The following is a 14588-nucleotide window of genomic DNA, read 5'->3' on the forward strand; positions in this document are numbered from 1 at the left end:
CATCAACTTCTGCCGCCCGACCTCCGGCGCCTTGGTGCGCGGTCGCCCGACCTTTGCGGCCGCCCGCGTCGATTCCTGTTCCTTTCCATGGCTTTGCCCGTTCTGCCGCATTCGGCTACAATTGACATTGCTGCCTTAATTAGGGCCCGAAGATGCGATCAATGGATCGCGGTGCCTGCGCCAGGGGCCAGGCAGAACACAAAAATAACGCACCAAACCCAGAAAACACGGCGATATCTAACCCAAATGGATTAGATTGCGCACGAATATTCGTATTTTTTGCCCTTTGCCACAATTTTGCACCAGACGGTGAGCAAAGTCCGCGCACCGTCCGACGGGACAGGCAGGGGAATACCACACTCCGACGGCAATCGCCGTGAAGTTGGCACCGCGTTTCATCGCGGTTCGCCGACGCGCTGATGCTGCGTTCAAGGTGCAACGCACGAGGCGCGAACCGCCGATATCCCCGAAAACAGTGATCGATGCAGATGAAAACCGGGGGCAGTGTTCGGCGATCGCCAGGCACATCCGGGATGCACGCACCAAACAACTTGGCAAGGAGACCTGACCATGAAGGTCCTGGCGTTTCTCGCGGCTGCCTATGTCGCGCTTTTGACACCGGATGTGGCCACGGCGGGCATGTTGGCCCAGGCCCAGCAATATAACGGCCTGCACGAGGTCAAGAACAACAAGCGGCTCCGGACCGCGCTCGGCATCAATCCGGCCCGCACCCCCTGGTGCGGCCACTTCATGGGCTTGATAGCCCGTAAGGCTGGCCGAACACCGCCACAAAGCTTCGGCATCGCCCGCTCCTGGCTGCGTTTCGGCGCGCCGGTCAAGCTGTCCTATGCCCGTCCCGGCGACATCATCGTTGTGCGCACCGGCCGCAGCTATCACGTCGGCATCATCTCCGCCCTGTCCAAATCGACGGCGAAGGTGATTGGCGGCAACCAATCGGGTCGCGTCACGGTTTCGCAGTTCACCCGCGGTCAGGTGGTCGCAGTTAGACGTTAGCCGACGACGGAAAGATCTGCGGTCAACGAACGAGGCTATCGTCGCGCATGTCCGGCTGCGCACCGTCGAGCGACAGGCGCATCGCGCAGCGCCGCTCGGCCGGTAGGCCGTTTGTCGCCTCCTTCGCCAGGATCTGGGCCAGCCGCGAGCCGAGCTCTTCTTCGCCGAGCGTCAGGAAGCCGAGCTTGCGATAGAAGCGCTCGTTCCAGACGAGTTCGCGGAACGTGGTCAGCGTCACCTCGCCAAGCGAGCGGTCGCGCGCATGCGCGATAGCGGCTGCGAACAAGGCGCGCCCAAGTCCAAGGCCTTGCCGCTCGTGCAGCACCGCGAGCTGCCAGATGTGCAGAGCACCATCGCTGATCTCGGCGCAAAGAAATCCAAGCGGGCGGTCGCGATCGTCGACCGCAACCCAGGAAAGACCGGAGCGAACGAATTCCAGATGCGATGCGACCGACTGGACGTCGTCGTCAGCAATCCAGGCAAGCTCGGGCACGGTGCGAAATGCCTCACCCGACGATCTCTCGATATCGGGCAGCGCTGGCGCATCGTCTTCACGGGTCAGTCGTATCAGGGCGTTCATGGCGGCATCCTATCGACGGAATTTGGTCCGTCGAAACAGTCTTTCGATAGAACGCCCAAGTAAGCGATAACGACGATACGTTTCTAGAGTTTTCTCCATGAAGACAAACGCTTATCCCCATATCTTCGCCAACCACACGCGATCCGCCCCCGGCGGAACCGTCAGGCGCATAACGCACAAGCCCGCCGGCAGCATCGAAACCGCCAATGACCGTGGCGATGGTCAGCCGGTTGACGAACCAGTCGAGCGGCTGCTTCGCCTCATCTTCAAAGGCGGCGCCGAACGCCTCTGGATGGCGCGAATGACCATCGAGGCATAGCGCCCGATGGAGGTCGACGTCTGGGGCAATCAAGCCGGCGGGGTTGAAAGGAAGACAGCACGGTTCCAAAATTGGCTGCTGGGCGAAAGATCCTCTCCGCATAGACCCGCCGCGTCACGGCAATCCGTGATGCCGGCAACCGGATTCCGAATTTTAAATCTTCGCCCTAAACACCTGAATCAACAATCAAACACTCTACTCATCGCGCAACCCGCGAGGCCATCTGCGCGATCTGTTCCAACGCGGCGCTCAGCCCCGCAGACGGGCTCGTCAAGGGGCGCGTTCCTCGACGCACAAGCTCGGCCGCCCCGGCCATGGAGGCTTGAGCGAGAGCGACAATCGCCGCGCCATCGTTATAGGCGGCGTCGGCTGCATCGGCGATTGCGGCGAGATAGCCATCGCGGTCACCGGCCTTGAACAGACCCCATGCGCCTGCGACGAGACGCACCTCGAGCGCCACACCCTTTCGCTTCGTGGCCTCGGCAAAAAGCGCAGTGGTCGGCGCCACGGTCGTTTCGACGGCGCAGAGCGCCACCACCTTTTCTCCGATCGCCGCTGCCTTTTCGGCAAGCGCGGCATCAGTCCGCAACACCGGCACCGGCGCTTCACGCACGATCGCGGTACTCGGCCCGAGCGTCGAACAGGTGAGGAGCACGGCGTCGGCGCCGCCTGCAAGCGCCGTCAGCGCTGCAGCCGTCTCCTCGGCTATATCGTCGGTGAGCCCGCCTGCCCGTTCCGCAGCCTCGAGCAGGTCCGGCCGCACCGCATGGCGAAGCACGCCCGCGGCAAGGCCGAGTTCGCGCGCGGCGGCTTCGAAGACGGCGACGTTGCTGTCGGCGGTATGCAGGCACGCGATGATCAAGATGCTTTCCCTCACGCTGGATTCGCGCTTTGCGGTCGCCGTCGGCCACTCGCTGCCGGTAAACTTCGCACGTTACGTCGCCGGCTGGAAACAGGGATTGAGGCCCCCAACACAACGCAGGTCCTTCCATCGCTTCAAACGTGCAATCCACGGGCGAAAGCGCCTTCGGCCCGCAAATGGCCCCAAAATCGGCGCAGCAATCGATGCCGACACACGATCGCCGCGCTTTTCGCGCTTCTAGATATTGCTAAATTACGTTACCCTTAATTTCCTCTAGCTGTACGCCGCGGGAGGGGCTTGCCCCTTTGGAACGGAAGCTCGCAGTCATCCTCGCTGCCGATGTCGCTGGCTATAGTCGCCTCGTCGCGACCGACGAGGAAGGTACGCTTGCGACGCTGGGCACCTATTGCGCCACGATCGGCGACCTCGTCGCCGAGCATGGCGGTCGCATTTTCAGCACTGCCGGTGACAGCGTCGTCGCCGAGTTCCACAGCGCCGTCCAGGGGGTCCGCGCCGCCGTTGCTATCCAGCGCGCCCTGCAACGCCGCAATGCCGATCTGGCGCCGGAGAAACGCATGGAGTTCCGCATCGGCATCAATCTCGGCGACGTCGTGGTCGAAGGCACAAACCTGTTGGGCGACGGCGTCAACGTCGCAGCGCGGCTGCAGCAGGTGGCGCGACCGGCCGGCGTCTGCATCTCGGGAACGCTGCACGACCAGATCGAGGGCAAGCTCGACTTCCCCATGGTCAAGCTCGGCGAGCAGACGCTCAAGAACATGCCGCGGCCGGTGCTGGTGCACAGCGTCGACTGGCGCGAAGACCCGACGGTGCCCGACCTGCCCGGCATGCCGCTCCGCCTGCCGAACAAGCCGTCGATCGCCGTGCTCCCCTTCCTCAACATGTCGGACGATCCCGGCCAGGACTACTTCGCCGACGGGTTGACCGAGGACATCATCACCGGGCTCTCGCTCTGTCGCTGGTTCTTCGTCATCGCGCGGAACTCCTCCTTCGCCTACAAGGGGCACGCAGCGGACGCGAAGCAGATCGGCCGCGATCTCGGCGTGCGCTACATCGTCGAGGGCAGCGTGCGCCGATCAGGAAGCCGCGTGCGTGTCACCGGGCAATTGATCGAGGCCGAGACCGGCGTGCATCTCTGGGCGCAGCGCTTCGATCGCGAAGTGGCGGACATCTTCGCCATCCAGGACGAACTCACCCAGCACGTCGTCGCCGCCATCGAGCCGGAAATTCTGATCGGCGAAAATCGGCGAGCGCTGTTGCGCGGCACCGAGAACCTCGACGCCTACGAATGCCATATGCGCGGCACGCTGCTGCACAACGCCCAGGACACGGCCGCGCATTTCTCCGAGGCGATCGACTGGCATCGTCGTGCCATCGCGCTCGATCCGGATTTCGGCCGCGCCCATATGATGCTGGCGCGTTCGCTCTACGCCCGATGTTTCTTCGGCTTCAGCGACGATATCGACCGCGACAGGACTGAACTGCTCGCCGCAGCCGAGCGCGCCATCGCGCTCGAAGATCGGGATCCCTATTCGCACTACGTCATGTGCCTTGCCAATTTCGCAGCCCATCGTCCGCATGCGGCCGTTGCCGAAGCGCAGCAGGCGATCGATCTCAACCCCAATCTCGCATTGGCCTATATGGCACTCGGCTGGGCCCGCATTTTCATCGGCCGCTTCGCCGAAGCGCTCGATCCACTGCACAAGGCCTTGCGTCTGAGCCCGCACGATCCGCTGACCTATCTCTTCCTTAACCGGCTCGCGCTTGCCCACTATCATCTCGGCAATTACGAGGAGGCGCAGCACCATGCCGAGCGCGGACTGCTGTTGCGGCGCACCTATTTCAATCTGGTCGTTGTGCTCGCCTGCCTCGGCCAGCTCGGGCGCACGGAGGATACCTGCAAGCTTATCGACGAGGCGATCGCCAACGCCCCCTCTGATCTCAAGCGCTACTGGCAGATCCTCACCGCCTATGTCGATCCCGCCGACTACGCGCATTTCACCGACGGGCTGCGCAAGGCGGGCCTGCCCGCTATACCGTGAGGCGCCATGACACGTGCGCAACAGCTCGGCGTCGTGATCGGTCTGGCCGTCGTGGTAGTCCTGACATTGCTGCGCGCCAGCGATCCGCAGCTTCTGAAACAGGCGCGCGACGTCACCTTCGACGAATATCAGCGGCTGTCCCCGCGCGCCTACGAGCCGATGCCGGTCAAGGTCGTCGATATCGACGAAGCCTCGCTGCGCGCCTTCGGGCAATGGCCCTGGCCGCGAGACCGGCTGGCGAAGCTGACGGACAGGCTGGCGGAGATGGGGGCGTCGGCGATCGCCTTCGACATCCTGTTTGCCGAGCCGGATCGGCTGTCGCCACGCAACGTATTGCGCGACGTGCCGGAGATCGATCCCACGCTGCTTGAGCGCCTGCCCGACAATGACGAGGTCTTTGCACAGTCGATCGCGGAAAAGCCCGTCGTCCTCGGCTTCGGGTTGACCAACGAAGGAAGCTACCTGCCGCCGGTCAAGGCGGGCTTCGCCTTCACCGGCGAAAGTCCGATCGGCGCACCGCCGCGCATTCTGTCGGCCACGCCGCTGCGACCGCAACTGGAGAGCAATGCCGCCGGTCTTGGCCATATCAGCCTCAACCCCAGCGACTCCTCGGCCGTCGTGCGAGCGGTGCCCCTGTTCCTGAGCGACGGCCAGCAACTCTACCCTAGTCTCGCAATGGAGGCGCTGCGTGTGGCGCAAGGCGCATCGACCTATGTCATCGCCGGCGCGCCCGACCTGCCCGATACGATGACGGCTGCCAAGATCGGCGATTTCGTCGTGCCCTTGACCGCCGCCGGCGAACTCTGGCTCTACGTCAGTCCCGATACAACCGAGCGCTATGTCTCCGCACGGCGCATTCTCGAGGATGGAGACATGTCTCCCGACGTCAGCGCGGCAATCGAAGGCAGCATCGTGTTCATCGGCACCTCCGCCGCCGGCCTGCAGGACGTTCGCACGACGGCGCTCGGCCAGAATGTTCCCGGCGTCTCGCTGCATGCTCAGATCGTCGAGCAGATCCTCTCCGGCCACTATCTCTCTCGCCCGGACTGGGCCAATGGCCTGGAAATCCTGGCGATTGCGATTGCCGGCTGCCTGCTCGTGCTGTTGACGACTTTCGTCAGTCCCGTCATGGCGCTTGCCTGCGGCATGGCGATCACGGCGCTGGCGCTCGTCGCCTCATGGGTCGCGTTCGCCTATGCCGGCCTGCTCTTCGATCCGCTGGCGCCGATCCTTGCGGCGTCCATCACCCATTTTTCGGCCACGGCGTTCCGCTTCCTCGTCACCGACCGCGAGCGCCGCGAGGTTCGCCAGGCCTTCGGCCGCTATCTCTCACCGTCGTTGCTCTATCGGATCGAACACAATCGCAACGCCCTTCGGCTCGGCGGCGACGATCGAGAACTGACGGTCATGTTCGTCGACGTGCGCAGCTTCACCGAGATCAGCGAGCGCATGGCGCCGACCGATGTCGTTACCTTTCTCAACACCCTGCTCGATGCGCTGAGCCGGCACGTCATTGCCAATGAGGGCACGCTCGACAAGTTCATCGGCGATTCGATCATGGCCTTCTGGAACGCACCGGTCGATGTCGCCAACCATCCGCGAAAGGCGCTGCGGGCAGCGCTCGGCATGCGTGAGACCTTGGCGCGGCTCAATGCCGACGACGCCTTCGGTTTCGGCGCGACGCAGGCGGTCGGTATCGGCATCGGTATCCATACGGGGATCGCCTGTGTCGGCAACATGGGCGCCGAGACGCGCTTCAACTATTCGGCTGTTGGCGACACGGTCAACATCGCCGCCCGCATCGAGGCGGCGTGCAAGGAGGTGAGCTTCGACATTCTCGTATCGGAAGCGACGGCGCAGGCGCTGCCCGGTTGCGCGCTGCTGGAAGCAGGCGCCCTGGGGCTGAAGGGAAAGACGACGCGAACCCGGCTCTTTGCCGTCGCCGGCGACGAAGGCGTCGCCTCTTCGCTCGACTTCGGTGAGTTGCACAGACTACATTCGAGGCTGATCGAAAACCTGCGTGCACGCGCCTCGACCAGCCGCAGCCTGGCCAATGCCGCCAAGCTCAAGGCGGCGGCGATCACGCCGGGTCTGGTGACCTTCTACGGCAGGATCACTCGCCGGGCGGAGCATTTCATCGATGTTCCCGCCGAGCAGGAAAGCCGAATCGCCGAGTAGCGATCAATCGTCATTGTCACCATCAAGGACGCGTTTGGCAGCCCGGTGGGGCACCTATTGCGCGGTCTCCTGCTACTCACCGGTGTTGCGACCACGGTCGCCACCGCCGCGTTTGCCGCCATCCTGGCTGTTGCCGCCACTCTGGGCGCCGACGTTCTGGCCGGCGCTGCTCTGAGTGCCGTTGGTCTGATTGCCGCTGCTCTGTTCCGTGCTGCCAGGTCCGGTGTCGTTGTTGTCGCCGCCCTGATCCTGATTGTCGCCGCCTTGATCCTGCTTGTCGCGGCCCTGGTCGTGCTTCTCGCCACCGCGATCATGCTTCTCACCTCGATCGTGCTTCACACCTCGATCATGCTTGTCATGGCCCTGTTCGCGAAGCTGCTTTTGTGGTCGCGGCGTTTCCGGCTTAGGCTCTTCGCGGACGACCGGATCCGGTTGCTGCGCCGGAGAACTCTCGCGCTGGATTGCAGCCCGTAGCCCGCAGCCGCCTCCGGCCCAACCCATGGCGCCGGAAAGCCGCTGGCCGCCAGACAAGAACGGCAAGGCCTGGGCGTTGCCGAGTGCTTGCAGCGTACGGCGGTTGACACGGCTGGCCTGGCTGACGGCGCCGCCGGGCTTTGCCACCACACAGTCGCAGCGCTGCGTCAGCTGGCGACATCCGCCGGCGCCGCAGAAGCTCGCCGCGCCGCTGAGCAGCACCATCGCGGTCGTTCCATCGCTGCCGACATAAAAATCGAACGCCGTGCCGCGCACGCCGATGGTGCCGGCCGGCGTGACGATTTCGTAAGCCGAATGTTTGGATTTGCCGCTGACCCAGCGAAAGGTTCCCTTGGCGGCCATGATCGTCAGTTTCTTCACCGACTTGCTGCCTTCATAGACGAACTGATCGATGACCACGGATGATCCCCAGCCGACAGCCAGCTTGGTCCCGTCCTGAAAGACGAATTGTCCAAGGCCGGACTTTGACGTCCGGATCCGTTCATCCCGGTAGACCGGGTCCCTGACCGCCAACGGACCACTCTTGCCGGAGACTTCCGTCCTGATCGAGACTGCCTGGCCAATGGGCTCGGCAGTAAAGCTCGGCACTGGACAAAAAAGCGTGGCACTAACAGCGATGAGTGCGGCACTGCGCAAACGCGACATGAGCCCCTCCAAACCACTCTTTTTACCACGCGGCATGGCCGGATGTCTGCTCGCCCATTCGAGGTAACCGGCGGCAACCAGAACTAGCAAAAGCTAACCCCTCCCCGTTGCCGGCGCGAAAACAATACGTCCAAAACGCCAGATGCGCCGGGCATGTTGCCTCACGAACGGCAGGCGCAAATACAACGCCAGATAGACAACTCAATGCACCGACACACCGGAAGTCACCCGTCGAAAGCTGCCGTGAGCCGACAGGAAGACGAGGAAACGGTGGGCATTGCCTGGCCAAGGCGAACGGGCTGGTAGTCTGCTTCCGCCGGGCCATAGGGAAGCCAAGATGCACACGATGCAAGCGTCGCGCTTTCAGCTGCGACTGGCGTCATTGCCGGCTGTTTTCTTGAGCCGGAACCGATGACGGCAAGATGCAGCAGTTGGAACGACTGCAAGCTCCAGTTGATCTTGCTAGATCGGGGGTCGCACATGCGCCCGCAGACTACCTCTCCCCGTTGGCGGGCAAGCTCGGCCACCGACATGGGCAAACCGTCGCCCCAGGACCGGTAAACACCCGGAAGAATCCATGCATTTCGTTTCCCTTTTGTACTCATTCCCCCTTTATTTTCGTTATGACTCTGTCCATATTCCCGCCATGGCCCAGGATCCGAAGAAGTCTGCAAAAAATCCCCCCAGGAAAACCACAGTGCCCGGCGGCTTCGAGGAAGCCCCGCAGGCGCCGCTGTCGGGAACGCCGCTATCCGGCAACGTCTCCGATTGGGTGAAACAGCTCGAGGCCGATGCCGAGGCTTCCGCCTTCGAGAGCCAGCGCGAGGTCGCCTCCAAGGCCGGCAAGCACCGCAAGAAGGTGGAGATCGCCGCGAAATCGGCCGCAGGCCGCAAGCCCGAAGGGGCGTCCGAGCCACTGCGAGGCCCACGCGGAGCGAAGGCGCAAGGCGCCGACAGCGTGAGCGGAAGGACGTCCCGCGGGACGTCCATGGGCGGCACGACCGACCCGAAGACGCGCGCCGCGGCGGGCCTCAATCCGGTCGCCGGCCTCGACGTGTCGCTTGAGGATGCCGACAAGCTGTCCACTTCCGGCGTCACCGCCACCGTGGAGGCGCTGTCGGCGCTGATCGAGAGCGGCAATCCGCTGTTCAAGGACGGCAAGCTCTGGACGCCGCACCGCCCTGCCCGGCCGCCGAAATCCGAAGGCGGCATCGAGATCCGCATGGTCTCCGACTACGAGCCCGCCGGCGATCAGCCGACGGCGATCGCCGATCTCGTCGAGGGCCTTGCCTCCGGCGAGCGCAGCCAGGTGCTGCTCGGCGTCACCGGCTCGGGCAAGACCTTCACCATGGCCAAGGTGATCGAGGCGACCCAGCGCCCCGCCGTCATCCTCGCGCCCAACAAGACCTTGGCCGCCCAGCTCTATTCCGAGTTCAAGAACTTCTTCCCCGACAACGCGGTCGAGTACTTCGTCTCCTATTACGACTACTACCAGCCGGAAGCCTACGTGCCGCGCTCGGACACCTTCATCGAGAAGGAATCCTCGATCAACGAGCAGATCGACCGCATGCGCCACTCGGCCACCCGCTCGCTGCTGGAGCGCGACGACTGCATCATCGTCGCCTCGGTCTCGTGCATCTACGGTATCGGCTCGGTCGAGACCTATACCGCCATGACCTTCCAGATGAGCGTCGGTGACACGCTCGACCAGCGGCAGCTGCTGGCCGACCTGGTGGCGCAGCAATACAAGCGCCGCGACATGGATTTCCAGCGCGGCTCGTTTCGCGTGCGCGGTGATACCATCGAAATCTTTCCGGCCCACTTGGAAGATGCCGCCTGGCGCATCTCCATGTTCGGCGACGAGATCGACGCCATCACCGAGTTCGATCCGCTGACCGGCCAGAAGACCGGCGACCTGAAATCGGTAAAAATCTACGCCAACTCGCACTACGTCACCCCGCGCCCGACGCTGAATGGCGCCATCAAGGCGATCAAGGAAGAGCTGAAGCACCGGCTGGCCGAGTTGGAAAAGGGCGGCCGCCTCCTCGAAGCCCAGCGGCTGGAGCAGCGCACCCGCTACGACATCGAAATGCTGGAGGCCACCGGCTCCTGCGCCGGCATCGAGAACTATTCGCGATACCTCACCGGCCGCAATCCCGGCGAGCCGCCGCCGACGCTGTTCGAATACATCCCCGACAACGCGCTGCTGTTCATCGACGAGAGCCACGTCTCCGTCAGCCAGATCGGTGGCATGTATCGCGGCGACTTCCGCCGAAAGGCGACGCTGGCCGAATACGGCTTCCGCCTGCCCTCGTGCATGGACAACCGTCCGCTGCGCTTCGAGGAATGGGACGCCATGCGCCCCGACACCGTCTCGGTTTCGGCCACGCCCGGCAGCTGGGAAATGGAGCAGTCCGGCGGTGTCTTTGCCGAACAGGTCATCCGCCCGACCGGCCTGATCGATCCGCCGGTGGAAGTGCGCTCGGCGAAAACCCAGGTCGACGACGTGCTGGGCGAAATCCGCGAGACGGCCGCTGCCGGCTACCGCACGCTGGTGACGGTGCTGACCAAGCGCATGGCCGAGGACCTGACCGAATACCTGCACGAACAGGGCATTCGCGTCCGCTACATGCACTCCGACATCGACACGCTGGAGCGCATCGAGATCATCCGCGATCTTCGTTTGGGTGCTTTCGACGTGCTCGTCGGCATCAACCTCCTGCGCGAAGGCCTCGACATTCCCGAATGCGGCTTCGTCGCCATCCTCGACGCCGACAAGGAAGGCTTTTTGCGCTCGGAGACGTCGCTGGTGCAGACCATCGGCCGTGCCGCGCGTAACGTCGACGGCAAGGTCATCCTCTATGCCGACCAGATCACCGGGTCGATGCAGCGCGCCATGGACGAAACCAGCCGCCGCCGCGAAAAGCAGATGGCCTTTAACGAGGCCAACGGCATCACGCCGGAATCAGTAAAGGCAAAGATCTCCGACATCCTCGACTCGGTCTACGAGAAGGACCACGTGCGCGCCGACATCTCCGGCGTCGCCGGCAAGGGCTTTGCCGATGGCGGCCACCTCGTCGGCAACAACCTCCAGGCGCACCTCAACGCGCTGGAAAAGCAGATGCGCGACGCCGCCGCCGACCTCGACTTCGAAAAGGCCGCCCGCCTGCGCGACGAGATCAAGCGCCTCAAAGCCGCCGAACTCGCCGCCATGGACGACCCGATGGCACGGGAAGAAGCCAAGGCGATCGAAGGTGGAACGGGGCGGAAAAAGGCAACGGCACCAAATAGCGGTAAGGCCTCCCCCTCGCCGTCATCCTCAGCCTTGAGCCGAGGACCCACCACCATCGCGGACGACAATTCCCTGTTCCAGAAACCGTCGCTCGACGACATGGGTCCGGGCACCGACACCGAACGCCCGCTGTTTCGCAAGCCCGAACTCGACGAAATGGGCCGCGACGTGGCAACGCCGGCCGGCCGCAAGGATGCCGAGAGCCAGTCGCTCTTCCGCAAGAACAGCCTCGACGAAATGACTGTCGGCCGCACCGAAAAACCCGTCATCGGCAAGGTGCCGGACAAGCCGCTCATCCGCGCCAAACCGGGCGTCGGTTCCTATGAAGACCCCGTCGACGAAAAGCGTCAGAAGGGGCGGACGAAGGGCAAGACGGGGCGGCCGGGGAAGTAGCGTCGGCAACGGCGAACAAGTTTGCGTTATCCCGGCGCAGCTCTCATCACACCACGCCCAGTATGCGCGAACCAGACGCGCCAAGGATAGGACCTTTCTCAAGGCGCAGCGCCATTCAATGTGAGGGCGGCGCGGGTTGCAAAGCCTATCGCTGGCGTCAAGCTTGGGATCCACTTCTATGAGTATCTTGTCGACGTGACCTGACCAGACGAGATGACCGCGCGGCGAGGATGATATGCAGAAAGTTAAATTGGCACTCCAGAAACTGAGAGGTTCCGGTCGAATCAAACCCGTAAATGAGAACGCATCTGCGTTTAACTTCCGCTACATCAAAGCATAGTTCTTTTTGGGAGAGCAGCCGCAGAGTCGTCAATCATTCGGCAGAACTGAACTCATCCAGTTCCGTCGCCTCAGGCGGCCTGGCCAAACAGGACTGCCTTATGCGGCCACGTGGGCTTCCTCTGCTTTAGCTTTTCATAAGACCGCGCTCCGGCCCGATGGCTTGAGTACCCCCGCACGTCTTAATCGAATGATGGGCTGGCTAATTCAACTCCACCCCCCCTGTGCCTATCAAGCTCCTGCATCATCAGGCCCTTGAGGTCGCGCGGCTCGGCGAGTTGCGGATCGTAGCCGGTGTCGGCATGGATCTTCCGGCGCACCAGATCCTTCAGGAGAACGCAGGCCGCCTGCAGCCGGGCAAATTGCCCGGAATCGCGCAAAGCTTTGCGGACGGCAGCGGCTAGCCCAGCATGCATCACCGCTCCGCGCTACAGCTTCATCTCCGCCAGCGCCCTATGCAGGGGCGCATCTGAAATCAGGATCGCGCCGGTGAACGGAATGTCCATGTCGAGCACGACATAGACAGAGGCGGCGATGAACATCGCCGAAACCACGAACATGGCGACGACCACGACGTTTTGCGGCGCGCGATAGCCGAAGCTGGCGAAGATCAGCGTCATCCACGCCATCAGCATGCCGATGACGGGCATCGGTATTGCGCCTTCCGATTGCTCGACGATCGTCCAGCGCTGTTCGACGATGCGGTTATATTGCTGGCGGGCACTCACCAGCATGGATTCATGCAGGCTGTCGGCGGGCTGAATGGCCGCGAGGCTGTTACCGACCGTATCCAGCCGCTGTTGCGTGGAATTGGGTCCCTGGTGCTGCACATTGTCGACCCTTTCGGGATCGGCAATCACCCCCTCTACATAGGCGATCAGATATTGCCGCGCATCGTTGCCGGCGAGGCCATAGGTCCTGAGCGTCCGGTCGAGAAGGATCAGATTGATGGCGAAGGAATGCACATTGTCGTCGATCCCCTCGAACGTATTCTTGGCCGAATTGATCATCAGGCCGAAGACCAACGACGCCATGACCACGAAGATATTGGCAACGAGCCGCACGACGGTATTGGTGTCATCATCGCGATGACGCGCCGGCAGCTTCGGATAGAGGTGCATCATGCCAAGCGCCGCCACACTCAGGCAAAGGAACGCGGCAACGGCAATCAAGATCGCACTCATTCCGGCCCCGTTCCCGTTATTCCACTGCCCTCTGTCCGTCTGGCGCGTCCCATGGGCGGCTACTGCATGTTTCCTTAAATCCTATTCGCTTTAAAGAAACATGCAGCAGTTCAAAGTGCTACAGCGACCTTTGCCCATCTAGTCAGATGCGCGGCGCTGTAGGATAGGAACTTTATCAAAGTCCGCAACGGCTGAGGTGTTGGCCGACGGTCTCGAATCCGCGGCAGCCCGGTCGTCAGTTCACGACATCGCCGAGCTTGAGCCATCGTCTTGCGGGCCACGCTTTAGCCGCCAGTGCCAGCCGTCACCTGCCCCAGCACTCCAACCAGCGCCTTGCCATCGGTAAAATAGGGATCGCCACCGCCGTTGCGGCCGGTCGTGGTGGCGCCTATGCCGGGGATGTCGTAGGTCGAGGAAACCTGTCCGGCCTTTTGCAAATCGCCGATGACCAAGTCTCGCTCTGCGTCCAGGTTCGGGCCGATATGGTGGGTGATCTGGCCGGTGTCGTGGCTGAAGCCGACACCGCGGTCGAAGCTGGCCGAGCCGAGCCAAAGCGGCTTGCCATCCGAGCCGGTATGTTTGGTCTGCCAGAAGCGCACGTGGTTTCGCTCGTCGGCGCTGTTACCGACGGGCTTTTCAAACGCCAGATCCTGTTTCCGGCCCTCGAAGAACAAAGGGCTGACCGGTGCATCGAGGTCCGGCCGATCGAGCACCACGCTCAATCCGATGTCGACGGAGGATCGCAGGGTTATCTTGTCGGCCGGATCCCAGCCGGCCGCGGCGAAGGCGCGGATCACCTGTTCCTTGGAGCCAACGAGGCCGACGTTGATAGGGTCGCCGGGAATATCCTGCTCGGTGGTGGTGACCATGGCGCTAAAATCGTCAACCCGGCTCCTGTCGTGAAAGATCCAGAGCTCCGGCAGCAGGAAATAGCTGACCAGCAGATAGGCGACCAGCACAACCGCCAGGACGCTCAGAGATGCATGAAGTTTCCTGCGACGGGTCATCTGCGTTCACCCTAGTCCCGGTGCGGTGATATCAGCTAAAGGCGATATCAGCTAAACCTGAAACAGCCAGGAAAGCAACGTGTGGTTATGGTCATGCCGATCCTGCACCAGCCCGTCTCCGTTCCGCCACCACCGCCGCAAACTCATTCCCTGCGCTCTGAACCGACGCGACCGCCTTGCGTGTCCCAAAAACGACCGTCGAGTATGGTGCAGACGGCTG

At 63.0% G+C, this 14588-nt stretch carries 10 protein-coding genes and 1 pseudogene; 5 read left to right on the top strand and 6 right to left on the bottom strand.

The window, feature by feature from the left end:
- Window positions 1–570 precede the first annotated feature (570 nt).
- Window positions 571–1014 (top strand): TIGR02594 family protein, encoded by a 444-nt coding sequence (locus ASD52_RS29780; protein ID WP_025427296.1) that lies wholly within the window; start codon window positions 571–573, stop codon window positions 1012–1014.
- Window positions 1015–1036: 22 nt separating this feature from the next.
- Here ASD52_RS29780 and ASD52_RS29785 read toward each other — a convergent pair whose 3' ends face one another.
- Complete coding sequence (locus ASD52_RS29785; protein WP_025427297.1) at window positions 1037–1594, bottom strand: GNAT family N-acetyltransferase; 558 nt, start codon at window positions 1592–1594, stop codon at window positions 1037–1039.
- A gap of 97 nt (window positions 1595–1691) precedes the next feature.
- On the opposite strand from ASD52_RS29785, the gene ASD52_RS29790 reads away from it, so the two are divergent.
- Window positions 1692–1913 carry a hypothetical protein gene (locus ASD52_RS29790; RefSeq protein ID WP_025427298.1) on the top strand — a complete coding sequence of 74 codons (222 nt, stop codon included), beginning with the start codon at window positions 1692–1694 and terminating at the stop codon, window positions 1911–1913.
- A 199-nt stretch (window positions 1914–2112) separates the two neighbouring features.
- Here the strand turns inward: ASD52_RS29790 and ASD52_RS29795 are convergent, their stop codons facing one another.
- On the bottom strand, window positions 2113–2775 hold the full coding sequence (locus tag ASD52_RS29795; protein WP_025427299.1) for an aspartate/glutamate racemase family protein: 663 nt from the start codon (window positions 2773–2775) through the stop codon (window positions 2113–2115).
- Between the two features lie 305 nt (window positions 2776–3080).
- Here ASD52_RS29795 and ASD52_RS29805 point away from each other — a divergent pair, with 305 nt between their 5' ends.
- Both ASD52_RS29805 and ASD52_RS29810 read left to right on the top strand, forming a co-directional pair.
- Window positions 3081–4835, top strand: coding sequence for an adenylate/guanylate cyclase domain-containing protein (locus ASD52_RS29805; RefSeq protein ID WP_025427301.1), 1755 nt, complete (start codon window positions 3081–3083; stop codon window positions 4833–4835).
- Window positions 4836–4841: 6 nt separating this feature from the next.
- A complete protein-coding gene (locus ASD52_RS29810; RefSeq protein WP_025427302.1) occupies window positions 4842–7013 on the top strand; it encodes an adenylate/guanylate cyclase domain-containing protein in 2172 nt (723 codons plus the stop codon).
- 72 nt (window positions 7014–7085) lie between these two features.
- On the opposite strand, the gene ASD52_RS29815 is transcribed toward ASD52_RS29810, so the two are convergent.
- The gene (locus ASD52_RS29815; RefSeq protein ID WP_063991878.1) at window positions 7086–8153 is read right to left on the bottom strand and encodes a FecR domain-containing protein; all 1068 of its coding nucleotides are present in this window, start codon (window positions 8151–8153) and stop codon (window positions 7086–7088) included.
- A 646-nt stretch (window positions 8154–8799) separates the two neighbouring features.
- On the opposite strand from ASD52_RS29815, the gene uvrB reads away from it, so the two are divergent.
- Entirely contained in the window at window positions 8800–11838 is a 3039-nt protein-coding gene (gene uvrB, locus ASD52_RS29820; RefSeq protein ID WP_057214366.1) for an excinuclease ABC subunit UvrB, read from the top strand.
- Window positions 11839–12413: 575 nt separating this feature from the next.
- Here uvrB and ASD52_RS38945 read toward each other — a convergent pair.
- The 3 genes and pseudogenes from ASD52_RS38945 to ASD52_RS29835 form a co-directional block, all read right to left on the bottom strand.
- A pseudogene (locus ASD52_RS38945) lies at window positions 12414–12551 on the bottom strand (molecular chaperone DnaJ); the annotation flags it as partial.
- Between the two features lie 54 nt (window positions 12552–12605).
- A complete protein-coding gene (locus ASD52_RS29830; protein ID WP_057208713.1) occupies window positions 12606–13361 on the bottom strand; it encodes a DUF4239 domain-containing protein in 756 nt (251 codons plus the stop codon).
- Window positions 13362–13645: 284 nt separating this feature from the next.
- The gene (locus tag ASD52_RS29835; protein ID WP_025427307.1) at window positions 13646–14368 is read right to left on the bottom strand and encodes an LssY C-terminal domain-containing protein; all 723 of its coding nucleotides are present in this window, start codon (window positions 14366–14368) and stop codon (window positions 13646–13648) included.
- Between the last annotated feature and the right edge of the window lie 220 nt (window positions 14369–14588).

Source organism: Ensifer sp. Root142, from assembly GCF_001426785.1.
Taxonomy (GTDB): Bacteria; Pseudomonadota; Alphaproteobacteria; order Rhizobiales; family Rhizobiaceae; genus Ensifer; species Ensifer canadensis.